Genomic DNA, 22,677 nt, shown 5'->3' on the forward strand with positions numbered 1-22,677 from the left:
AGGAAGGTCTACCCCCCTCCCTAACCCTCCCCCCCAAGGGGGGAGGGAACAAAACCGGGCAACGGTAGTGGGAATGCCTCCCAATTCGTTTCTTGCCAACGCCAACCACCCTCCCGCGTTCTGCCCTTCGCCCGGATCACGGCTACAATTCCACCATGCACGCGATCCTGATCGCCACCGCCGCGCTCGTCGGGCTGCCGATCCTGCTTCACCTCATCATGAAGCAGGAACCCAAACGGCTCCTGTTCCCGGCCGTGCGGTTCCTCGAAAAGCGCCGCAAGATCAACCAGCGGAAGATGCGGCTGCGGCACTTCCTGTTGCTGCTCATGCGGATGCTCATCGTCGGCCTCTTCGGCCTCGCCCTTTACCAGCCGACACTCTCGGGCACGCTCGGCGGGCTGAACTTCGGCGGCGAACAACCGGTCGCGGCCGTCTTCATCCTCGACACGTCCCCGAGCATGGGGTACACGTCCGGCGACCGCACCCGGCTGGCCGAGGCGAAGCGCCGCGCCCTGGAACTGCTCGACGACCTACCCGGCACGTCGAAGGTGGCCGTCCTCGACCCGGCGGAACCCGGCGGCGGGTGGGAGCTGTCCGTCGCCGACGCCCGCAAGAAGCTCGAAGACCTGAAGGACCCGAAGGGCGTCGCCGTCCCCGTGACGACGGCCCTGGCGACCGCGTACCAACTGTTCCGCACCGTGGACCAGGAGGCGGAAGCGCAGGAGCCGATGCCGCGGCTGGTGGCCGTGTTCTCGGACCGCGCCGCCGCGTGTTGGGACGCATCGCGGACCGAGGACTTGAAGAAGCTCCGCGACGCCGTGCCGCAGCCGCCGGTCGCGCACCTGTTCCTGGACGTGGGCATCGACCACCCGGCGGACGTGGCGATCGCTTCCATCGAGATGAAGCCGCAGGTCGTGCCGAAGGACACGCCGGTCGTGCTGACCGCGACCGTCACCGCGGCCGGCGAGGGCGTCCAGCCGACCGTCGTGTGCAAAGTCACGACCGTCGAGAATCTCGTCGAGAGGTGGAGCGAGAAAGTCCCCGGCGGCGGCAGTGCCGCGGCCACGTTCAAGTTCGACGGCCGCCGGTTCAAGCCGGGGCTGCATCAGGTCGAGATCAGCCTCGAAACGCCGGACGCGCTGGACGCGGACAACGTGCGGTACTTCACGTTCAAGGTGGCCGAGCCGCGGAAGGTGCTGACGTTGGCGGACGACCCGGCCGACGCCGACTTCTGGCGGATCGCACACGACTCGCAGGGCGAATTCGCCGTCGAAGTGCGGACCGCGAAGGAGGAACTGCCGTCGCTGACCGGGTACGAGGCCGTCTGCCTGCTGTCCGTGCTGGACCCGGCCCCGTTGTGGCCGAAGCTCTTGCCCTACGTCGAGGCCGGTGGGCAGTTACTAATCATGCCGGGGGCCGGGGCGAAGCCGGACGCGTACCGGACGAAGACGGAGGCGGCCGCGCGGCTGCTGCCGGGTTTCCTAAAGGAGACGGACCCGGAGGTGAACCACACCGACCGGCCGATGGGCGACCCGCGGAAGCCGGGGGTGACGTGGAAGCTGGACGACGACGCCCTCCGCCACCCGATGCTCAGGCGGTTCCGCGAGTGGAAACAGGCCGGGTACGACGTGGCCGTGAACCCGCGGCGGGCGTGGCAGTACTGGGCGTTCGAGAAGACGCCGGAGGGTAGCCCGGTCGTGTTCTACGACGACCACGACGACCCGAAGCAGCGCCGCCCGGCGGTACTCGAACGGACCGTCGGCACGCAGCGCGGCCGGGTTATGCTGCTGACGACGCCGATGGAACCGCCGCCGGAGGGCAACGGGGCCAAGTGGAACAACTACTGGGACTTCGACACGTCCTGGCAGGTCGTCTTCCCGAACCTGTTGCTGCGGTATCTCTGCGGCGACCCGACGGACGCGAACTTCAACTTCGCCACCGGGCAGCCGGTCGCGGTGCCGCTGCCGAAGGGGGACGTGAAGAAGGGGACGAAGCTGCGGTTCGAGGGCCGCGGCGTGAGCGGCCGGGACGCGGAGATCGAACTCGGCGAGGGCCAGACGGAGGTGCGGCTGCCGCCGACGCGGACGGCCGTGGCCGGGCAGTTCCGGGTGGCGCTGGACGCCGCGAAGTGGGAGGACGGGTTCAGCCTGAACGTGCCGACGGAGGAGTGGAACCTGGCGAAGGTTCCGGAGGAGGCCATCGAGGGGCTGTTCGGGGCGAAGCGGGTGATCCCGCTGTCGAAGGACGTGAAGTTGCGGGACGTGCTGACGACGACGTTCAACCAGCCGATCGACCTGTTCCCGTGGCTGCTGATCGCGGTACTGCTCTTGTTGTGCGTCGAGGGGCTGGTCGCGAACCGGTTCTATCGGCGGCCGACATAGTAGTAGGCACACTCCGTGTGCCGTCTGCTGAGCGCCGCGGAGACCTGCACACTGCCCCGGCGACGTGAAGGAGACGGCACACGGAGTGTGCCTACTACTATGACCCTCACCCCGCTCGGCGAAGAGGCGGTGCTCGCGTACCTGCCGGACGAGGCGGCGGCCGTGCGGTTCGCCGCCGCCGTCCGGGCCGCCGCCCCGCCGTGGCTGCTGGACGTGGTCCCCGCCTACGCCAGCGTCGGCGTCTTCTTCGACGCGACCGCCACCCGCACCGCCGACGTTCTCGCGTGGCTGCGGCGAAGCCCCAACCGCAAGGCCCAGCCCGCCGCCCCGCCGCGGCGGCACGACATCCCCGTCTGTTACGAGTTCCAGCTCGACCTCGCCCGCGTCGCGGACCACACCGGCCTGTCGCCGGAGCAGGTCATCGCGGCGCACGCGGCCGCCGAGTACACGGTCTACGCGATCGGGTTCGTGCCCGGCTTCCCGTACCTCGGCTACCTGCCGGCGGAGCTGGCCGGCGTGCCGCGGCTGCCGTCGCCGCGGGTGCGGGTGGAGCCGGGCAGCGTCGGCCTGACGGCGAAGCAAACCGGCGTCTACCCGCTGGCCCGGCCCGGCGGGTGGAACCTGCTCGGCCGCACGCCGCTGGTGCTGGTGGACGTGGCCGACGTCTACTTCCCGCTGCGGGTCGGCGACGCGGTCCGGTTCCGACGGATCGACGAGCGGGAGTATCGCGAACTGGAAGGCGAGCGGCTGGTGACGTGATCCGGTTCAGCGGTTCAGCACGAAGTAAATCGCCACGGCCAGCACGGTCGCGACGCCGAACATGCCGACGACGAGGAAGAACTCGCGGGACCGGCCGTCCGGCGCGTCGTTCTCGCCGTCGCTATCGTCATCGACGTACCGGCCGCAGTTGAGGCACTTCGGGGCGGTCGCGGACATCCGCTCCCCGCACGCGGGGCACAGGCGCTCGTGCGACTCGTGGTAGGCCATCGCCGCGGCCTCACTTCACGTACACGAACTCGTTGGAGTTCAGCACCGCCAGGCACACGTCTGCCAGGGCCGCGAGCGTCGCCGGGTCCGCCCCGGCGGGGACCGCCTTCGGCAGGCTCAGCGGCTGCTTCGCCGCCAGCCGCGCCCGCACGTCGGCGGTTTGCTCCTTCAGGAAGTCCGCCATCGCCGTCCGCTCCGCGGCCGTCGGCTCGCGGCCGACGGCCCGGCGGTACAACCCCGTCAGCCAAGCCGCCGGTTCCTTCGATTCGCTCATCAGCTTCGCGGCCAGCTCCCGGCTCTGCTCATTCGCGAACGGGCCGTTCATCAGGATGAGGGCCTGCGGCGCGAACGTGCTGACGTTCCGCCCGGTGCAGGGGGTCAGCGTGTCCGGCTGGTCGAACGCCTCCAGGATCGGCAGCCGGACGTTCCGCTTCGCGAACAGGTAGACGCTGCGGCGGGCGTGCTGCGCCGCGTCGCGGGTCACGTTCCACAGGCCGTCCGGTTCGCCCTCGGTGAAGATCAGGTCGTACACCTCCGGCTCCAGCGGCACGCGGACGGACGGCCCGCCGACGGCGCGGTTCAGCGTCCCGCTCGCCGTCAGCATCGCGTCGCGGATCGCCTCCGCCTCCAGCCGCTTCCGGTTCTGCCGCCAGAGCAGCCGGTTGTCCGGGTCGGTCGCGTTCGGCTTCGTCGTCGAGGACTGGCGGTACGTGTCGGACATCACAATCATCTTGTGAACGCGCTTCAGCTTCCACTCGTGTTGGATCAGGTCGGTCGCGAGCCAGTCGAGCAGCTCCGGGTGCGACGGTCGGTCGCCCGTGACGCCGAAGTCGTTCACACTGCGGACGATCCCCTTGCCGAAGTAGTGGTGCCACAGCCGGTTCACGACCACGCGGGCCGTCAGCGGCTGCTCGGCGGACGTGAGCCAGTCGGCGAACTGCGTGCGCGTCTTCGGCGCGTCGGCCTCGCTCGCCAGCACGCGGGGGAAGCCCATCGGCACGACGGCCCCCTTCTTCGACCAGTCGCCGCGCCGCAACACGTGCGTCGGCGGCCGGGTCGCGTCGTCGGCGATGGCCCACGCCGCGGCCGGCGGGTCCGGTGTCTCGGATTGGATGTCGAAGAGTTGCTGTCGCAGTTCGTCCCGCTTCGCCTTCTGGTCGGCCGGCATCGCGTTCAGCACGTCGTCCCACGCCACCTTGATGACCGGCTGGATGTCCTTCACCAACTGCTTCTGCTCCGGCGTCCGCTTCTTCTCCTCCACGTCGAGCGCGTCGCGGTACTTCTGCTCGACACCCGCCCGCTTCGCCGCGGACACCTTCGCGCGGACCGGCGCGTCGATAGCCTCGATCTGCTTCTTGATCGGCGCGGCCCGCTTCGCCACGTCGGCCGCCTTCTTGTCGTGGGCCTCCTTCTCCTCCTTCGTGGCGAGCGGCACGTCCTTGTACTGGGCGGCGGCGAAGAACGCCTGGACGCGGTAGTAGTCGGCCGCGGAGATCGGGTCGGTCTTGTGGTTGTGGCAGCGGGCGCAGCCGAGCGTGATGCCGAGGACCGCCGACCCGACGCCGTTGACCATCTCCGTCAGGTACTCCTGGCGGATCAGCTCCTTGTCGAGGTTGCCGCCGACCATGTGGGCCGGGCCGCACCGGTGCATCCCGGTCGCGATCAACAGGTCGGCGACGGCCTTCGGGTCCTTCCCGGCCGCGAGTTCGTCCCCGGCGATCTGCTCCCGGATGAACGCGCTGTACGGCTTGTCGTCGTTGAAGCTGCGGACGACGTAATCGCGATACCGCCAGGCGTGCGGCCGGTCGGCGTCGAGTTCGTACCCGTTCGACTCGGCGAACCGGACCACGTCCAGCCAGTGCGTGGCCCACCGCTCGCCGAAGTGCGGCGACGCGATCAGCCGGTCCACCACCTTCTCGTAGGCGTTCTTGGAGCTGTCTTTCAGGAAGGCGTCGAACTCGGCGACGGTCGGCGGCAGCCCCGTGAGGTCGAACGAGACGCGGCGGATGAGCGCGAGCTTGTCGGCCTCGGGCGACAGAGCGAGCTTCTTCTCGGCGAGTTTCTCGCGGACGAAGGCGTCGATGCTGGCGTGCGTGGCCGGGCGCGTCGGCTTGACGAACGCCCAGTGCGCGCGGTCCTCGTCGGTGATGTCCGGCTCCCGCAGCTTCTCCTGGGCGGCGGCCGTCAGCGACAGGAACAACAGGCAGGCAATCGAGCGCATGGACGTGATCCGGGGGCAGGCGAGGACGCCCTTAACGATACCCCGGATCAATTGTGAGAACAAGTGGCGAGGTGGTCGGCAAGCCGTCGCAACGGCGAGCGTCACGGCGTGAGCGTGACGTGCCTCGAACCCAGAAACGACTTCATTCATCCGCAACGGTAGAACCCAGAGCGGAAGCGACGGGGTGTGGGGGCAGTCTCCGCACCCCGTCGCTTCCGCTCTGGGTTCTACAAGCAATCGCATCCGGCCGCCGCGATTCGGAGACACGTCACGCTCACGCCGTGACGCTCGCCGTTGCACCCCGCGGCAGCGGTTGCGATTTCTAGTCTTCCAGCAGCTTCTCGAAGTCGAGCTGGTAACAGGTCGTGTTGCCGTTGCCGGTGAACAGCCAGCGGCCGTCCGGACTGAACGCCAGCGACTGCACGGCCGAGTCGAACTCGCGGACCATCAAGAGCCGGCCGCTCAGCACGTCCCAGACGCGGACGGTCATGTCGTCCCCGCCGGAGAGCAGGTAGCTGCCGTCCGGGCTGAACGCCACGCAGTTGATCCGCTCCTGGTGCCCGGCCAGCTCGAACACCATCTCCTGCGTCTGCGTGTCCCACACGTACACGGCGTCGTTCATCCCCGCCCCGGCGAGGTAGCGGCCCGGCGGATCGACGGCCACCGCGTACACGCCCACGTCGAAGACCAGTTCGCGCTCCTTCTTCGCGACGTGCCAGACGCACACCGCCCCGGTCCGGTTTTCCGTGGACAGGTAGTCGATGCCGCCGACCACGACCCGCTCGCCGTCCGGGTGGGCGACGACGCTTTCCAGCGTGCAGTTGTCGGCCGCGTCGATCAGGATGATCCGCGGCTCGCCGGTGAGCGTGTTCCACAGCCACACGAGGCCGTCGGCCGGGCTGGTCTGCGCGAGCGTGCCGCCGTCCGTGCTGAAGCTCAGGCAGCCGATCGGCGGCTTCGTCGCCTCGAGCTTCTTCGGGGCGGCCGCCGGGTTCGACAGGTCGTAGAGGCGGGTGAAGTGGTCCGTGCCGCCGACCGCGAGGTACTTGCCGTCGGCGCTGGCGGCGACGCTGTACGCGGGGCCGTCGCCGGTCGGCGGGAGTTCCGCCCCAGTGTCCGCGTCCCACAGCCGGAACGTCGGCGCGCCGGTGCTGGCGAGCTTCAGCTTCCCGTCGATGCTCGGCACGACGGCCAGGAAGTGCTTCGCCTTCGGGTTCGGCCCGGCGAGCAGTTGGCCCGTCTTCGTGTCCCAGACGTGGACGACGCGGTCCGCCCCGGCCGACGCCAGCCGGGAGCCGTCGGCGTTGAACGCGATGCACCGAATCTCATCGACGTGCCCGCGGAGGACCGGGCCGGTCTTCGCCGTCACCGCGTCCGTCCAGACGTGGATTTCGTTGTCCGAGTCGGCCGTCGCAAGCGTCCCGGCCGGGCCGTGGGCCAGTGCCACCACCTGGTCGGAGTGGCTGTTCAAAAGCATGAGCGGGTCCGGCTGGCCGAGCTTCCAGACGCGGGCGGACGTGTCCCACCCGGCGGAGATCAAGAGCGCCCCGTCGCCGCTCCACGCCAGGGCCGGGATGCGGTCGGTGTGGCTGAGGAACTCGCCGACTTTCGCCCCGGTCTTGCGGTCCCACACGCGGACGGCCCGGTCCTCCCCGGCCGTGGCCAGGTGCGTGCCGTCCGGCGAGAACGCGACCGCCGACACCGGCTTCGGGTGCGCCGCGATCTCGGCCACGAGGGTATGCTTGGCCGTCTCCCACAACCGCACCTTGCCGTCGTCGTGCCCGCTGGCGACGAGGCCGCCGTCTGCGGCGAACCCCACGGCCGTCACCCACGACGCCCGGCCGACGCGGTTCAAGAGCGTCCCGGACTTCACGTCCCAGAATAAGAGGTCGTCGTTCCCGCTCGCCAACACCGTGGCCGTCGGGTTGAAGCACCAGAGTGTTTCGAGGTCGCTGAGGTAGTGCCGGGCGAGCATCCGGCCGTCCGGCGACCAGTGCTGGAGAATGCCGGACTCGTCGATGGAGTAGAGCGTCCCGTCCGGCGCGAACCGCACGGCGGCGATGTCACTTTCGGTGTGGAACCGCGGCTCGCCGAAGACACGGTGGACGAGTGGGGAAGGCTTGGCGGGGAAGTCAAATTCCGTCACGGGCGGGGTCGGGGTGGAAGACATCGCGGACCTTTCGCAACACAAAGGGGGCGATCCGGCCAGTCAGCCTTCGAGTTTAGTACAGTGGGTTGTGGCAGGTGAGAAAAATCTGCCGCTTATGCGAAAATTAGGGAACCTGCCAAAAGTGTGCGGTTTCCCTCCTTTGTGGAACATGACATTTCAGCCGGGGCGCAACATGGGGAGTGAATTCGGGTTCATCGACTGGCTGCGGCAGCGGACGCCGCCCGCCGACCGTGTGCTGATCGGTCCCGGCGACGACTGTGCCGCACTTTCGCCGGGCCGCTCGCCGCTGTTGGTGACGACCGACATGCTGATGGACGGGACGGACTTCATCCTGGCGGAGGTCGGCCCGCGGCGGGTCGGCCGGAAGGCGATGGCCGTGAACCTCAGCGACCTCGCGGCGATGGCCGCCCGGCCTCTGGCGGCCGTCGTCAGCGTGGCGCTGCCGACCATAGTAGTAGGCACACTCCGTGTGCCGTCTCCTTCCCGCCTGCAACCGCCCTCGCGGATTCTCGAAGACTCGAATCCGCCAGACGGCACACGGAGTGTGCCTACTACTATGGCCGAAGAACTCTATCTCGGCCTCCGCGAGATGGCCGACGCCTTCGGCGTTCCCATCGTCGGCGGCGACACGAACAGTTGGGCCGGGCCGCTCGTCATCTCCGTCACCGCGTTCGGCGAGGCCGACCGCCCGGTGCGGCGGAACGGGGCGAGGCCCGGCGACTGGCTGTTCGTCACCGGCCCGCTCGGCGACAGCATCGCCGGGCACCACCTCGACTTCACGCCGCGGGTCCGCGAGGCGCTGTTGCTGAACGACGCCGTCGAGTTGCACGCGATGATCGACATCAGCGACGGCCTGTCCGCGGACCTGCACCACGTCCTCGAAGAGAGCCACTGCGGGGCGGTGCTGGTCGCGGAGGCGATCCCGCGGCGGGACGGCGCGTCGCTGGCGAACGCGCTCGGCGACGGCGAGGACTTCGAGCTGGCGTTCGCGGTGTCCCCGACCGACGGCGAGAAGCTGGTGCGCGCATCGCCCGTGCCGGTGTGGAAGGTCGGCGAGTGCGTGGAGACGGGTTACTGGATCGAGGAACAAGAAACCCGCCGGCCGCTCGTGCCGACGGGGTGGGAACATCGACTCTGACTTCCGAAGTCCGGCTTCGACTTCGGAAGTCGAGCGGGACCAACACCCCAGGACGGAGGAGGGACGCCCCCCGCGGGGGATCGACTTCCGAAGTCGAAGCCGGACTTCGGAAGTCTAGGTTACTTTCCCGGCACGACGGCGATCGCCCCGGTCTCGCAGATGTAGACCGTGTGCCCGGTGTTCTGGTCCACGAACGCCTCGACGCCGAACTTCGCCCCCTTCTCGAAGTCCTTCTCGCCGGCCTTGCGGACCTTCACCAGGAACGAGTGGTCCCACCGCACGCCCTGCTTCGTCTGCACCTTCGCCGGCGGCGGGGCCGTCGCGATCGCCCCGGTCTCGCACACGTACAGGAGCGTCCCGCTGTTCGGGTCGCTGAACACCTCCACCGCGTAGGCTCGCGTCTTCGGGGTGAAGTCCCCCTCGTCCGCCTTGCGGGCCTGGAGCTTGATCCCGTGCAGCGCCTTCGGCCCCTTCACGGCGTCGCCGGGCGGGGCGCTCGGGGCCGCGGCCGTCGCGACGAACCCGGCCTCCGTCACGTAGATCAGCCCGTTCGTGTTCCCGTCCTTCGACACGTCCACGCCGAACTTCTTCGCCTTCGAGAAGTCGTCGTCGGCCAGCCCCCGGACCTTTAGCGTCAGCCCGTGGTGGAAGACCGGCTCGGCCTCCGTCTTCAGGTCCTTCGGCGTCGGCCCGAACGCGATCGTCTTCTGGTCGGTGACGTACAGCAGGTTCCCGCTGCCGCCGTCCTTGTAGACCTCGATGCTGTACTTCTTGGTGTCCTTGGTGAACGACGCCTCGTCGCTCTTGCGGACCCGCAGCTCGTGGGCGAACGCCCAGTCCGCCGTCTTCTTCTCGCCGAGCGCCGCGAACGGCACGGCCGCGAGGTTCCCGGTCTCCGCGACGGCCAGGAGCGCGTTCCCGGCGGTGTCGTGGAAGACCTCGATGCCGACCTTCGGCGTGTCCGCCTTGAAGTTCGACTCGCCGACCGGCCGGACCTTCACGTCGTGGCCGTAGGCGTGCTTCGGCTTCGAGGGCGACGTTTGGGCCGCGGCGGTAGCCGCGACGAGCGGGAGGAGCATGCCGAAGAGGAAGCGGTTCATGTCGTCGGGTCTCGTTGGGGTGTCTGGGGATAGAGACGAGTATGCGGGGTGGTGGTTAACCGTCGCCGTTACCGAAGTCGCGCAGTTTTCCCCAATCGTAGCTCACCGCGCGGCGGGCGGCCGCGCGGCGGCGAAAAATCTCGGAAATCGTTCACGCCCGCGGGAAAACTGCTTGACCCGCTTTCGGCCCGTGGGTATTCGCCCCCGTGCCTACACACACTCTTTCCGCACGCGCACGGAACACGCGGGCGGGAACCGGCCGGTCGGGGGACCGGACGGGCGGGGAGTCAGCCAGTTGTTCGGGTGTGCCGGGCAGTCGCACTCGGTCTTCCAATGGAGGGGAAGAGGACCATGGCATTCCAGACGAAAAAATGGGGTTGGAAGGGCATGGCCGCCCGCCTGCTGCTCGTGCCGGTCCTCGCGACCGCGCCCGCGGCCGTGACGCGGGCGCAAGACATGCCCCTCCCGAAGCTCGGCGGCAACTCCGCCAGCGCGACCAGTAACACGGAGAAGGCCCGGACGCTCGTGTCGCAGGCCCAGGCCGCGATGAAGAAGGGCGACCTGGCCACGGCCGAGAAGCTCGCCAAGCAGGCCCAGGACCTCCGCGTCAGCCTCGCGTACTCCGAGACGCGGCCGGAGATGATCCTCGCCGAGGTCGCGAAGGCGAAACTCGCCGCGACGAAGTCGCCGGCCGCCGCCACCGCCAAGGCGTCCACCGGCGACCCGAAGGAGCTGATGAAACTCGGCCGCCAGGCGCTGTCCGCCGGGAAGATCGACCAGGCCCAGGACTTCGCCTCCCAGGCCAACCAAGCCGCGACCGCGAAGAGCTACCGGTGGGGGCTGTTCGAGGACACGCCGGCGGCGCTGACCAAGGACGTGCAGGACGCCCGCAAGAAGGCCGACCGCACCCAGTCCGAGGAGCTATTCAAGAAGGCGAAGGCCCTCTACGCGCAGCCGGCGAAGACGGACGGCGAGCGGATGCAGAACCTCGACCAGGCCATGAACATGGCCTACCAGGCGAAGAACCTGCACGGCGACTACAGCTTCTGGGACTTCGGCGACAAGCCGGATTCGCTCATCTCGCAGGTCGAGGCGGCGAAGGCCCAGCTCCGCAAGAAGTCCGGCACGACGACGGCGAAAGCCGCGCCGACCGGCGAACCCGGCACGCTTGCGGGCGGCGTCCGGCAGGTCGCCAACCAGGTGAAGGCCAACATCAAGGAAACCGTCGCCGCCGCGGACCTGAAGGTCCCCGCGCCGACGATCGACACCGCGTCCCTGACCGACCCGGCGAAGGCCGAGGTCGCGAAGCTCGTCGCCGAGGGGCGGAAGTTGCTCGACGAGGGCATGGTCGTCGAGGCGCGGGCGAAGGCGGAAATGGCCCGCAAGAAGGCCGAGGCGATGAACGTCTCCGCCGCCGCGTTCGGCACGGGTGAAGACTCGCCGGCGAAGCTCGCCGCGTCGGTCCAATCGACCGGCAAGGAGATGATCGACACGCTGATGAAGGAAGCCGACACGCAAGTGAAGGCGAAGGCGAACGAGAAGGCCGAGGCCGCGCTGAAGGTCGCCCGCGACCTGTCGAACGGCCTGGGCCTGTACACGAAGCCGATCGACGAAAAGCTGGCCCGTGTCGCGTCGCCGAAGCCGGCGATGCCGGTGGCGCTGCCGTCGGCCACGACGCCGACGAAGCCGCTCGGCACGGCCGACATCGTGATGCCGGAGATGGGCGTCGCGAAGGCCGGGGCCGGTAGCACCCAACTGTTGGACCAAGCGGCGAAGGAACTCGCCCGCGGCGACCTGGACATGGCCCGCAAGATCGCCATCCAGGCGCACAACAGCGACCCGAAGGCGAAGGCCGACGCGCAGGCCCTGCTCCGGCAGATCGACGTGGAAGCCGCCGCCGCGAACAAGAAGATGGCGCAGCAGGCGTTCACGAACGCCGTCGCCACGTTCAAGAACAAGCAGTACGACACGGCCCTGGAGGTGTTCGGGAAGATCGACCCGGCCCTGCTCACCGACGAGCAGAAGGCCACGGCCGAGGCGTGCATGAAGGAGTGCCTCGCCAAGACCGACGTGAAGATGCCGGCGACGGTCGATCCGAAGGTGCAACTGGCCGCCGGCCAGGACGCCCCCGGCACGGCCCGCGTCGGGGCGCTCAAGGTCGAGGAGCCGACGGTCAGCCCGACGCCCGGCCTGAGCAAGATCAACGAGAAGGGGATCGAGAAGGCGAACACCGTCGCCGACGAGCAGAAGGCGATGGCCGAGGTCGCGTTCCAGAAGCTGCGGCAGGACGGCCTCGACGCGATGAAGTCCGCCGGCGACGCCTGGGGCCGCGGCGAGACCGACACGGCGATGAAGATTCTCGAGGAGTACGGCGCGAAGGTCCGCGGCTCGTCGCAATCGGCGGCCCGGCAGGCCAACTTGCTCCGCCCGATCGAGACGCGGCTCGACGGGTACATGAAGCTCAAGCACCACGCCGACTACGTCAAGAAGGAGGCGCAGGACAAGGACGCCTTCCGCAAGGACCGGCTCGCCGGCAACCTCGCCGAGCAGATGAAGCAGGAGGAGATCAAGAAGAAGGTCGCCGAAGTCAACGACCTGATGAAGGCCAAGAAGTTCGTCGAGGCCGAGAAGCTCGCGGCGCAACTGAAGCTGCTCGACCCGGACAACCCGACGACGACGTTCATCGCCGAGCAGACGAAGATCGCGCGGCGGACGAACGACTTCCAGAAAATCACGGACGAGAACGAGCGGTTCACCCTACACGGGCTGAACGACGCGACGGAACTCGGGCCGAACATGGGCGGCCGCGACCTCGTCATCGACCCGGTTCGGTCGCGGATCGCCGCCGGTCGCGGTGAGGACCCGTTCCAGCGGAAGATGTCCGAGACGGAGCGGAAGATCGAGGGGACGCTGTCCGGCAGCGTGTCGATGAAGTTCGACAACACGTCGCTGCGGGAGGCCATCGGCGCGCTCCGCACGCAGTCCGGGCTGAACATCGTCACCGACGACGTGGCCCTGGACGACGAGAAGATTTCCCTCGACTCCGTCACGGTGAACGAGGACCTGAAGAACATCTCCATGAAGGACGCGATGACGATCCTTCTGGAGAAGGCCCGGCTCGCCTACGTCGTCGAGAACAACGTCGTCAAGGTGACGACGGCGAAGCGGTCGAAGGGCCGGCTCGTCACGAAGGTCTTCCACGTCATGGACCTGGTGACGCCGATCCCGGAGTACGGGCTGTCGCCGCACCACACGCTGGCCGGGGCGCTGGCCAACCAGCGGAACCTGCCGGAGCTGCCGGGCAACCGCGGGGCCACGCCGTTCATCCCGCAGAGCGGGATGAAGGAAGGGACGCTCGTGAGCGGCGGCGGGCTGCCGGGCGGCGTGCCGAACGTCACCGGGACGCTCCAGAACACGAACGAGAACCGCGGCCAACTGGCCATGTCCCCGCAGCGGGGGGCGTACAGCCAGCAGCTGATGAAGCTCGTCACGGGCATGGTCCGGCCGTACTCGTGGAGCGAACTCGGCGGCAACGGCAACCTCAGCTACTACGACATCGGCGGCGCGCTCGTCGTCAACCAGACGGCGGACGTGATCGGCGAGGTGCAGCAGCTCCTCGACTCGTTGCGGCGGCTGCAAGACCTGTCCGTGTCGGTCGAAATCCGCGTGGTGAGCCTGTCGGAAGCGTTCTTCGAGCGGGTCGGCGTGGACTTCTCGATGAACATCAAGACGAACAACACGACGCTGGAGCGGGAGTTCGCGACCAGCCAGTTCCGGCCGCAGCCGTTCCTGAACGACATCAACAGCCGCGGGACGGTCGGGTACTCGCCGGCGACGAGCTTCACGTCGGACCTGGACATCCCGATCCGGCCGTCGAGCTTCGGCCTCAGCCTGCCGCCGTTCGGGGGCTACCAACCGGCCCTCGGCCCGACGACCAACGGCGGCCTGTCGCTCGGCCTCGCGTTCCTCAACGACATCCAGGTCTACATGTTCCTGGAAGCGGCGCAGGGGAACCGCCGGGTGAACATCATGCAGGCCCCGAAGATCACGCTGTTCAACGGGCAAACCTCGACCGTGTTCGTCGGCGACCTGGCGTTCTTCACCACGGGCTTGCAGGTGCTGAACGTGGGCGGGCAGTTCGTCTACCTGCCGCAGAACACGGCCGTCCCGATCGGCCAGGGGTTCAACCCGAACGGCACGGGCGGCAGCACGCAGGGCGGGGTGAGCGTGACGGTGCAGGCGGTGATCTCGTCCGACCGGCGGTTCGTGCGGCTCAACCTGACGCCGACGCTGACGGCCCTGGCGAGTGCGAACGTCCCGCTGTTCCCGATCACGACGTTCGTGACGCCGGTGTTCGAGGGCGGCTCGCAAGGTCAGCCGATCCCGTTCACGCAGTTCTACCAGCAGCCGTCGTTCACGGAAATTTCGGCCCAGACGACGGTGGCGGTCCCGGACGGCGGCACGGTGCTGCTCGGCGGGTTGAAGACGCTGGCCCAGGGCCGCAACGAGTTCGGCCCGCCGGTGCTGGCCCAAGTGCCGTACCTGAACCGGCTGTTCAAGAACATCGGGATCGGGACGGAAACCCGGCACGTCATGCTGATGGTGACGCCGCGGATCATCATCAACAGCGAGGAAGAGCTGCGGCAAACGTCCGAGGGCGGCATCACCAACCAGTGACGCCGCGAACGTGAAGCGCGAGGGCCGGCCCCGGTTGGGGTCGGCCCTTTTTCGTTCGGGCGACGCCCCGGCCGAGAGCTATAACGTCCCGCATGTCGCACTTCGTTTCGCATTTAGAAGGGGCCGTCGACGGCACGCGCCTCGACTTCGGCCGGCCCTACAACCTCCACGCCGGGCGGCCGATCGTCGTCCGGTACAACCTCGAAGCCGTCCGCAAGACGATCACCCCGGACGACCTCGCGAAGCGGCCGCCGACGCTGTGGCGGTACCGCGAGCTGCTTCCGCTGCCGCTCGACGTGGAACCCGTTACCCTCGGCGAGGGGATGACGCCGCTGCTGCCGTGCCCGCGGCTCGGGGCACAGCTCGGCCTGCCGAACCTGTTCGTGAAGGACGAGTCGCAACTGCCGACCGGCAGCTTCAAGAGCCGCGGCATGACGGCCGCGATCAGCATGGCGAAGTGGCTCGGGGTGACGCGGGTGGCGCTGCCGACGGCCGGGAACGCCGGCGGCGCGGCGGCCGCTTACGCCGCGCGGGCCGGGATCGAGTGCTACGTGTTCATGCCGCAGGACACGCCGGTCGTGAACCAGTTCGAGCCGCACCTGTACGGGGCGAAGGCGTTCCGCGTCAACGGCCTCATCAACGACTGCGGCAAGATCGTCAAGGACGGCACCGACGCGATGGGCTGGTTCGACCTGTCCACGCTGAAGGAGCCGTACCGCCTCGAAGGCAAGAAGACGATGGGCCTGGAGTTGGCCGAGCAAATGGGCTGGCAGCTGCCGGACGTGATCCTCTACCCAACCGGCGGCGGCACGGGGTTGATCGGCATGGGGAAGGCGTTCCACGAGCTACTCGAACTCGGCTGGCTGAAGTCGGCGAAGCTGCCGCGGCTGATCTCGTGCCAGGCCGAGGGGTGCGCCCCGATCGTGCGGGCGTTCGACAAGGGCGAGCGGTTCGCGGAGCTGTTCCCGAACGCGGCGACGGCGGCGAGCGGGCTGCGGGTCCCGGCCGCGGTCGGCGACTTCCTGATGCTCGACGCGATCCGCGCCAGCGGCGGCAAGGCGGTCGCCGGTTCGGAAGCGAGCATCGCCCCGTGGATGCGCCGCGCGAGCGCGGCCGAGGGGATTGCCGTCTGCCCGGAGACGGCCGTGTGCTTCGACGTGCTGGAGAAGTTGCTGGCGGCCGGCGACGTGACGCCGGGCGAGACGGTGGTGGTATTCAACACCGGGGCCGCGCCGAAGTACCTGGAGGCGCTGCCGGTCGAGCTTCCGATGGTTGAGAAGGAGAAGATCGCGTGGGATAGGCTGACATAGTAGTAGGCACACTCCGTGTGCCGTCTCCTTCCTCTCTCCACGACCTGCATGAACTCCCAGCGACTCGCAGCCGACGGCACACGGAGTGTGCCTACTACTATGTCCTCCGTCCTCATCGTCGGCGGCGGCCTCGCCGGCCTCGCGGCCGCCACCGCCCTCGCCCCGCGCCGGGTCCGCGTCACGATCCTCGAATCGCGGCCGCGGCTCGGCGGCCGGGCGTCGTCGTTCGCCGACCCCGCCACCGGGCAGCTCATCGACGCCTGCCAACACGTCAGCATGGGCTGCTGCACGAACTTCGCCCACTTCTGCCGGACCGTCGGCGTCGAACGCTTCCTCGAGCCGCAGCGGACGCTCTGGTTCCAGACGCCGGACCGCCGGGTGAGCCGGTTCCGGGCCGACCCGTGGCCCGCGCCGTTCCACCTCGGCCGGGCGCTGGCCGCGGCGCACTACCTGACCGCGGCCGAGAAGGTCCGCATCGGCTGGGGCCTGTTGCAACTGTGGCGGGCGTCACCGGACGCCGACCCGCCGGCCCTCGACTGGTTGCTCGCCCACCGGCAGACGGCCCGCACGATCGACCGCTTCTGGGGCGTGGTGCTGACGAGCGCGCTGAACGAGACCGTCGCCCGCGTCGGGCTGAAGTACGCGCGGAAGGTGTTCGTGGACGGGTTCATGGCCCACCGCGACGGGTTCACGGTGCACGTGCCGCGCGTCCCGTTGGGCCGGCTCTACGGCGACGAGTTGCGGGCCTGGCTGACATCGCACGGCGTCACCGTGCGCGAGAATTGCGGCGTAAAACGGTTAGCGTCGCGGCCGCCGGCCGCGACGCTAACCGCCGACCTCCGCGACGGCACGGCGCTGACCGCCGATGACGTTTTGCTCGCCGTCCCGTTCGACCGCGCCCTCGACCTGCTGCCAAACGACATCGCGGCACAACCGTTCTTTGCCCGTATCAAATCCCTCGCCCCGTCACCGATCACGAGCGTCCACCTCTGGTTCGACCGCGACATCACGCCGCTGCCGCACGTCGTGCTGGTCGATTGCCTCGGCCAGTGGGTGTTCAACCGCGGCGGCGGGTACGTCCAAGTCGTCGTCAGCGCGTCGCGAGATCTGAAGCAACTCGGCCGCGATAAGGTTCAAGACGAAGTCGTCGCGGAACTCGGCCGCCTCTTTCCGCATTCGGCGCAGCTGCTCCGTGCGAAGGTCGTCACGGAACACACGGCCACGTTTAGCGCCACGCCCGGCATCGACGCCGTGCGGCCGCCGCAGGCGACGCCGGTGCCACACCTGTTCCTCGCCGGCGATTGGACGCAAACCGGCTGGCCGGCGACAATGGAAGGGGCCGTCCGCAGCGGCTACCTCGCCGCCGAGGCGATCCTCGCCGCCCGCGGCCGCCCGGAACGGCTCGTCCAACCCGACCTCGCTTAAAGGACACCTCCCATGCGCCTGCTGTCCCTCCTCACGCTGCTCGCCGCCGTCGGTTCCGCTTCCGCCCAGTGGAAACTCGACGACAAGTTCAAGGTCGCTAAACCCGAAGACCTGAAGGACGCCGAAACCACGCCGCCGCCGAAGGGGGCGGTCGTCCTCTTCGACGGCAAGTCGCTCGACAACTGGACGCGGACGAACGGCAAGCCGGCCGAGTGGAAGCTCACCGACGGCGCGATGGAAGGGTTCAAGGGGCACGGCGACATCGTCACGAAGGAGAAGTTCGCCGGCACGTTTAACCTCCACGTCGAGTTCCGCGTCCCCTACGAGCCAGAACTGAAGGCGGGCCAGGGCCGCGGCAACAGCGGCGTGTACGTCCAGGGCCGGTACGAGGTGCAGGTCCTCGACAGCTACGGGCTGGACAGCAGGAACAACGACTGCGCCGCGATTTACGAGGTGGCCGCGCCGGCGAAGAACGTGTGCAAGGCCCCGACCGTCTGGCAGACCTACGACATCGAGTTCGTCGCGCCGACGTTTGAAAACGGGAAAAAGACCGAACCCGTGCGGATGACGGTGTATCACAATGGGGTGAAGGTCCACGACGGCGTAAAGGTGACGACCGACAACACGCGGGCCGGCCTCGGCGGCGACCCGAGCACCCCCGGCCCGATCCTGCTGCAAGACCACGGCCACCCGGTCCAGTACCGCAACGTCTGGCTGCTGAAGAAGTGAAGCCGTTCGACGCGATCCTGAAGCAGATGCTGGACGACTACGGCCCCGACTGGGGCGCGTGGCTCGCGCCCCGGTCCGGCCTGCCGGCGGCGGGCCTGGAGGCCATCGACGCCGACCTGTCCACGGTCCAGGCGACGCCGGACAAGGTGTTCCGGCTGTCCGGCGGCGGCCTCCTGCACCTGGAGGTGCAGTCGAGTTGGGACGGCGAACTGCCGGACCGGCTGTTGTTCTACAACGTGCTGTTGCACCACCGGCACGGCGGCCCGGTGCATTCGACGGTCATTCTGCTCCGCCCGGAGGCGAACGCGAGCAACCTCACGGGCGTCGTGTCCCGGACCCGGCCGGACGGCCGCGAGTTCCACCGGTTCGAGTACGACGTCGTCCGCGTCTGGGAACTGTCGGCCGACGCGCTGTTGGCCGGGCGGCTCGGCGTCGCGCCGCTGGGGTTGCTCACGAACGACGCGGCCGGGCGGATGCCGGAACTCGTCAAGCGGCTGGCCGACCGGATCGACCGCGAGGAACCGGACCCGGAGTTACGAACCCGCCTTTTGATCGAGAGTTTCATTCTCACCGGCCTGCGGTACGATAGGGAACAGATGCGACCGCTGTTCATGGGGCTTCAGAACATGAAAGAGTCATCGACGTATCAAGGGATTCTCGAGGAGGGCCGCGAGGAGGGCCGCGAGGAGGGCCGCGAGGAGGGAATCGCGACGGGGCAACTCGTCGCCCTTCGCACGGCGCTCATCGCGATCCTCGAACGCAAGTTCGCCAGCATCCCGGCGGACATCGAGCCGCGGGTCAACGCCTGCGGCGACGCCGCGACGTTGCAAGCGGCGACGGTCCTCGCCGCGACCGTCCAGACGCTCGCCGAGTTCGAGCGCGACCTGCAACTCTGACCACCCCGCCCCCGCGCCGCTCAGGACTCCCCCGGAATGGGCCACGACCAGCCGAAGGACTCGCCCGCACGGCCGACCGCTTACCCGCCCGGCGGGTCGAAGGAAATCCTCGCCCTGGCCGGGCCGCTGATCCTCGCGAACAGCTTCACCACCATCCAGTTCACCGTGGACCGGCTGTTCCTCAGCTGGTACAACCCGGACGCCATGGGCGCGTCCATGCCGGCCGCCATGGTGTTCTGGTTCGTGTTCGCGTTCGTCCAGGGCACGGCCGGGTACGTGTCCACGTTCGTCGCCCAGTACACCGGCGCGGGGCGGCCCCGCCGCGTCGGCCCGGCCGTGTGGCACGGCATCCACTTCAGCCTCGTCGCCGGGGCGCTGTTCTGGCTGCTCTGGCCGGCCGCCCCCGCCGTGTTCGCGCTCGCCGGCCACGAGCCGGACATGCAGGCGCTGGAGGCGACGTACTTCCGCACGCTCTGCGCCGCCGCCATGCCGATGGCGATCGTCGCGGCCGTGTCCAGCTTCTTCTCCGGCCGCGGCGACAGTTGGACCGTCCTCGGCATCAACGCCATCGGCACGGTCGTGAACATCGGCCTCGACTACCTGCTCATCTTCGGCCACTACGGGTTCCCCGAAATGGGCATCGCCGGCGCGGGGTGGGCGACGGCCGCCGGGGCGTGGGCGTCCGCCCTGCTCGCCCTCGGCCTGTTCTTCCGCCGCCGGTTCCGGGAGGAATTCGACGCGCTCAACTGGCGGCCGGAGCGGGAGCTGTCCGTGCGGCTGCTGAAGTTCGGCGGCCCGGCCGGGATGCAGTGGGCGCTGGACGCCATCTCGTTCACGCTGTTCACGCTGTTCGTCGGGCAGCTCGGCAAGGCGGAGCAGAACGCGACGAGCCTGACGTTCACGCTCAACCTGTTCGGGTTCCTGCCGATGATGGGCATGGGGCAGGCCATCGCCATCCTCGTCGGCCAGCGGCTCGGCGAGAACCGGCCGGACCTCGCCGAGCGCTCGACGATCCTCGGCATGCGGTGGACGCTGGCGTACTCGTTCCTGGTGGCCGCGTGCTACCTGTTCCTCCCGCACCTGCTCGTACTACCGTTCGCCCCGGACCCCGGCAGCGAGCAGGCGAAGGACTGGCCGGCGGTCGTCGCGATCGTGCCGACGTTGCTGTTGTGCGTGTCCGTGTACTCGATCGCGGACACGCTGAACCTGACGTACTCGTTCGCCCTCCGCGGGGCCGGGGACACGCGGTTCGTGTCGATCCTTACGTTCGCGCTGGCGTGGCCGTGCATGATCGTGCCGACGTACCTGGTCGTGCGGTACGGCGGCAGCGTCTACCTGGCGTGGGGGTTCGCGAGCTTCTACATCGCGGTCATGGCCGCCTGCTTCTGGTGGCGGTTCAACACCGGCAAGTGGAAGGCGATGCGGGTCATCGAGCCGGGCGGGACGCACTGACCGCGCGGCGCGGCCGGTACGACCCGCACACCTTCTCAAACCGACCCGCCCCTCCCGTCGCGCGAACCGTTCCCCGCCGTCGTTCGCCGCGCCACCGGTCGATGAACACGGCATGTCTACGCCGCACGCCCGCCTCAACCGGCTCGAACGGTTCCTCCTCGGCCTGCTCGTCGTCGCGGCCGTCGCGTTCGGCGCGGTCGTCGAAATTCGGTCCGCGTTCCAGAAGATGCGGCGGACGGACTTCGGCGTGTACGCCCGCGCCGCGTGGGCCGTCCGCGCCGGCGGCGAGTTGTACGACATCGCCGACGACCGCGGCTGGCACTACTGCTACCCGCCGCCGTTCGCCGTGCTCATGACGCCGCTCGCCGACCCGCCGGTCGGCGAATCGCGCACGGGTTACCTGCCGTTCGCTGTGTCGGTCGGCGTGTGGTATCTCTTCTCGCTGGCGTGCGTCTGGTTCGCGCTGAACCAATACGCGAACGCCGTCCTGCCGGCCGAGCCGCGGGGCACGCGGCGGTGGTGGTACGCGCGGACCGGGCCGTTCCTCGTCGCGGTCGGCGGCGTCGGGTTCACCCTCGCCCGCGGGCAGGTCAACCTGCTCGTCGTCGCGATGCTGGCGGCCATGTTCGCGAGTCACCTCCGCGGCCGCCGGTTCACCGCCGGGCTGTGGCTCGGGGCCGCCATTTGCTTGAAGGTCATCCCCGCGTTCCTCGGCCTGTACTTGCTGTTGAAGCGGGACACGCGCGGCGTCGCCGGGACGATCGCGGCGCTCGTCGTCGGCTTGCTGCTCATCCCCGCGTCCGTCTGGGGCGTGGACAAGGCCGTCGCGATGAACCGGCTGATGGTGACGAACGTGCTGCAACCCGGCACGACCGGCGAGGGCGGGGCGACGTTGGCCGAGGAGCTGACGAACGCGACGGCCACGTCGAGCCAGTCGTTCCAGTCCGCGATCCACTACCTGCTGCACCCGGACCCGGCGTCGCGGCCGACGCTCGCGTCGAAGGAGACGCGGCTGGCGCACTGGGCCGTCGGCGGGGCGCTGACGCTCGCGCTCGTCCTCGCGGCGCGGGGCCGGGCGGCGACGCCGGCGAACGAGTTGCTGCTGTTCGGCGCGCTCGGCCTACTAATGCTGCACCTGACGCCGGTAAGCCACATGCACTACTATGCGTTCGGGCTGCCGTTCGCCTGCGGCGTCTGGTTGAAGGGCGTCGCGGAGAACCCCGGCCGGTTCCTGCCACCGCCGTTGACACTCGCTCTGCTCGTGCTGTGGGGCGTGGCGACGGCGACGCCGCTGTTCCCCGGCCCGGTGTTCGACGCCCTCCGCGGCGGCGGCCTGGGCCAGGCCGCGAGCATCGTGTTGCTCGCCTACGCGGTCCTGCAGTTGCGGAAGAAGCCAGAGATGGGGGTGATTGAGGAAGTGCGACCGCTCCGGCGGGCGGCGTGAGCAGGTGTCGAGCTGCCACTCTAGCAGGCTAGATGTCCAAGATTCCAAGATTACACGCACACTGCCCCACTCCTGTTTCACGGCGGGCGCGAATTTCTTGTAGGGCGGGTCAAGGCTTTGCGCCGACCCGCCGGGGGACCGCAACCACTCGGAGGACCGCCGATCCGGTTGGAAGCGCGTCGGCGGGTCGGCGCAAAGCCTTGACCCGCCCTACAAACCGCCGTCACCCGCCGAGCCATTCGTCGTTCGACCAGTACTCCAGCACCGTCGGCGCGACGCCGGCGAGGTCGCCGCGAATGAGCGAAATCGCGAGCAGGTTCGCCCGCTGGATGACCGGGTCGAGCCGCCGCTGGCCGACCGCTTCCAGGAACTTCTCGCACTCCTTCTGTTGCTGCGGCGTCGTGACGCTCACCTCGAACCGCAGGTCGGCCCGCGCGTACCGGACGGCCGACCGGATGGCGTCCCAGTACCCGCACGCGGCGGCCAGCCACGGCGGCGGGTCCGGGTACTTCTTCGCCGTCGCCAAAAGCTCCGCGATCCAGTCCCGCATGACCTCGGCCCGGCACCAGAACCCGGCCGCGTGGAACTCGACGAAGCTGGTCATGCAAGATTCCCGGCACGAGGGGTCGGGGAACGGGCAGGGCAATTTTAGTAACCGCGTAAGGGGTACGGCCCGCCGCCGAACCCGGATTCCTCCTGTAACGGCCGTGTAACCGAATTCGTCTCCCGGCACGCGCCGCGTGCCTC

At 69.0% G+C, this 22,677-nt stretch carries 15 protein-coding genes; 10 read left to right on the forward strand and 5 right to left on the reverse strand.

Translation table 11 applies throughout. The features are described from left to right. The first annotated feature begins 155 nt into the window (after positions 1–155). Together AC5JJ2_RS17895 and AC5JJ2_RS17900 are read left to right on the forward strand one after the other, a co-directional pair. Positions 156–2,381 (forward strand): BatA domain-containing protein, encoded by a 2,226-nt coding sequence (locus AC5JJ2_RS17895; protein WP_495859386.1) that lies wholly within the window; start codon positions 156–158, stop codon positions 2,379–2,381. Between the two features lie 99 nt (positions 2,382–2,480). After that, positions 2,481–3,140, forward strand: coding sequence for a 5-oxoprolinase subunit B family protein (locus AC5JJ2_RS17900; protein WP_495859387.1), 660 nt, complete (start codon positions 2,481–2,483; stop codon positions 3,138–3,140). Between the two features lie 6 nt (positions 3,141–3,146). Here the strand turns inward: AC5JJ2_RS17900 and AC5JJ2_RS17905 are convergent, their stop codons facing one another. The 3 genes from AC5JJ2_RS17905 to AC5JJ2_RS17915 all read right to left on the reverse strand — a co-directional run bounded on the left by AC5JJ2_RS17905 (position 3,147) and on the right by AC5JJ2_RS17915 (position 7,759). After that, positions 3,147–3,368 carry a hypothetical protein gene (locus AC5JJ2_RS17905; RefSeq protein ID WP_495859388.1) on the reverse strand — a complete coding sequence of 74 codons (222 nt, stop codon included), beginning with the start codon at positions 3,366–3,368 and terminating at the stop codon, positions 3,147–3,149. Between the two features lie 10 nt (positions 3,369–3,378). Then, the gene (locus tag AC5JJ2_RS17910; RefSeq protein ID WP_495859389.1) at positions 3,379–5,589 is read right to left on the reverse strand and encodes a DUF1549 and DUF1553 domain-containing protein; all 2,211 of its coding nucleotides are present in this window, start codon (positions 5,587–5,589) and stop codon (positions 3,379–3,381) included. A 322-nt stretch (positions 5,590–5,911) separates the two neighbouring features. After that, positions 5,912–7,759: a WD40 repeat domain-containing protein gene (locus AC5JJ2_RS17915; RefSeq protein WP_495859390.1), complete on the reverse strand. Its 1,848-nt coding sequence runs from the start codon at positions 7,757–7,759 to the stop codon at positions 5,912–5,914. A gap of 172 nt (positions 7,760–7,931) precedes the next feature. Between AC5JJ2_RS17915 and AC5JJ2_RS17920 the strand changes: the two genes are divergently transcribed. Next, entirely contained in the window at positions 7,932–8,897 is a 966-nt protein-coding gene (locus tag AC5JJ2_RS17920; RefSeq protein ID WP_495859391.1) for a thiamine-phosphate kinase, read from the forward strand. A gap of 119 nt (positions 8,898–9,016) precedes the next feature. On the opposite strand, the gene AC5JJ2_RS17925 is transcribed toward AC5JJ2_RS17920, so the two are convergent. After that, a complete protein-coding gene (locus tag AC5JJ2_RS17925) occupies positions 9,017–9,997 on the reverse strand; it encodes a hypothetical protein (RefSeq protein ID WP_495859392.1) in 981 nt (326 codons plus the stop codon). A gap of 351 nt (positions 9,998–10,348) precedes the next feature. On the opposite strand from AC5JJ2_RS17925, the gene AC5JJ2_RS17930 reads away from it, so the two are divergent. The 7 genes from AC5JJ2_RS17930 to AC5JJ2_RS17960 all read left to right on the forward strand — a co-directional run bounded on the left by AC5JJ2_RS17930 (position 10,349) and on the right by AC5JJ2_RS17960 (position 21,930). Then, entirely contained in the window at positions 10,349–14,674 is a 4,326-nt protein-coding gene (locus tag AC5JJ2_RS17930; protein WP_495859393.1) for a secretin GspD/PilQ domain-containing protein, read from the forward strand. 92 nt (positions 14,675–14,766) lie between these two features. After that, positions 14,767–15,984, forward strand: coding sequence for a threonine synthase (locus AC5JJ2_RS17935; RefSeq protein WP_495859394.1), 1,218 nt, complete (start codon positions 14,767–14,769; stop codon positions 15,982–15,984). 99 nt (positions 15,985–16,083) lie between these two features. Continuing rightward, positions 16,084–17,409 (forward strand): hydroxysqualene dehydroxylase HpnE, encoded by a 1,326-nt coding sequence (gene hpnE / locus AC5JJ2_RS17940; protein ID WP_495859395.1) that lies wholly within the window; start codon positions 16,084–16,086, stop codon positions 17,407–17,409. 12 nt (positions 17,410–17,421) lie between these two features. Beyond that, positions 17,422–18,138 (forward strand): 3-keto-disaccharide hydrolase, encoded by a 717-nt coding sequence (locus tag AC5JJ2_RS17945; RefSeq protein ID WP_495859396.1) that lies wholly within the window; start codon positions 17,422–17,424, stop codon positions 18,136–18,138. Then, on the forward strand, positions 18,135–19,034 hold the full coding sequence (locus tag AC5JJ2_RS17950) for an RpnC/YadD family protein (protein WP_495859397.1): 900 nt from the start codon (positions 18,135–18,137) through the stop codon (positions 19,032–19,034). The genes AC5JJ2_RS17945 and AC5JJ2_RS17950 overlap by 4 nt, the downstream gene beginning before the upstream one ends. Before the next feature lie 36 nt (positions 19,035–19,070). Next, positions 19,071–20,486, forward strand: coding sequence for an MATE family efflux transporter (locus AC5JJ2_RS17955; RefSeq protein WP_495859398.1), 1,416 nt, complete (start codon positions 19,071–19,073; stop codon positions 20,484–20,486). A 112-nt stretch (positions 20,487–20,598) separates the two neighbouring features. Beyond that, positions 20,599–21,930, forward strand: a complete 1,332-nt coding sequence (locus AC5JJ2_RS17960; RefSeq protein WP_495859399.1) for a glycosyltransferase family 87 protein — start codon at positions 20,599–20,601, stop codon at positions 21,928–21,930. Between the two features lie 223 nt (positions 21,931–22,153). Here the strand turns inward: AC5JJ2_RS17960 and AC5JJ2_RS17965 are convergent, their stop codons facing one another. Continuing rightward, positions 22,154–22,534 (reverse strand): hypothetical protein, encoded by a 381-nt coding sequence (locus AC5JJ2_RS17965; RefSeq protein WP_495859400.1) that lies wholly within the window; start codon positions 22,532–22,534, stop codon positions 22,154–22,156. Between the last annotated feature and the right edge of the window lie 143 nt (positions 22,535–22,677).

It is taken from the genome of Limnoglobus sp. (assembly GCF_059499385.1).

Bases quoted from the DNA above. Each gene is read 5' to 3' on its own strand.
- AC5JJ2_RS17895 (WP_495859386.1), top strand. From the start codon at position 156: ATGCACGCGATCCTGATCGCCACCGCCGCGCTCGTCGGGCTGCCGATC.
- AC5JJ2_RS17900 (WP_495859387.1), top strand. From the start codon at position 2,481: ATGACCCTCACCCCGCTCGGCGAAGAGGCGGTGCTCGCGTACCTGCCG.
- AC5JJ2_RS17905 (WP_495859388.1), bottom strand. From the start codon at position 3,368: ATGGCCTACCACGAGTCGCACGAGCGCCTGTGCCCCGCGTGCGGGGAG.
- AC5JJ2_RS17910 (WP_495859389.1), bottom strand. From the start codon at position 5,589: ATGCGCTCGATTGCCTGCCTGTTGTTCCTGTCGCTGACGGCCGCCGCC.
- AC5JJ2_RS17915 (WP_495859390.1), bottom strand. From the start codon at position 7,759: ATGTCTTCCACCCCGACCCCGCCCGTGACGGAATTTGACTTCCCCGCC.
- AC5JJ2_RS17920 (WP_495859391.1), top strand. From the start codon at position 7,932: ATGGGGAGTGAATTCGGGTTCATCGACTGGCTGCGGCAGCGGACGCCG.
- AC5JJ2_RS17925 (WP_495859392.1), bottom strand. From the start codon at position 9,997: ATGAACCGCTTCCTCTTCGGCATGCTCCTCCCGCTCGTCGCGGCTACC.
- AC5JJ2_RS17930 (WP_495859393.1), top strand. From the start codon at position 10,349: ATGGCATTCCAGACGAAAAAATGGGGTTGGAAGGGCATGGCCGCCCGC.
- AC5JJ2_RS17935 (WP_495859394.1), top strand. From the start codon at position 14,767: ATGTCGCACTTCGTTTCGCATTTAGAAGGGGCCGTCGACGGCACGCGC.
- hpnE (WP_495859395.1), top strand. From the start codon at position 16,084: ATGTCCTCCGTCCTCATCGTCGGCGGCGGCCTCGCCGGCCTCGCGGCC.
- AC5JJ2_RS17945 (WP_495859396.1), top strand. From the start codon at position 17,422: ATGCGCCTGCTGTCCCTCCTCACGCTGCTCGCCGCCGTCGGTTCCGCT.
- AC5JJ2_RS17955 (WP_495859398.1), top strand. From the start codon at position 19,071: ATGGGCCACGACCAGCCGAAGGACTCGCCCGCACGGCCGACCGCTTAC.
- AC5JJ2_RS17960 (WP_495859399.1), top strand. From the start codon at position 20,599: ATGTCTACGCCGCACGCCCGCCTCAACCGGCTCGAACGGTTCCTCCTC.
- AC5JJ2_RS17965 (WP_495859400.1), bottom strand. From the start codon at position 22,534: ATGACCAGCTTCGTCGAGTTCCACGCGGCCGGGTTCTGGTGCCGGGCC.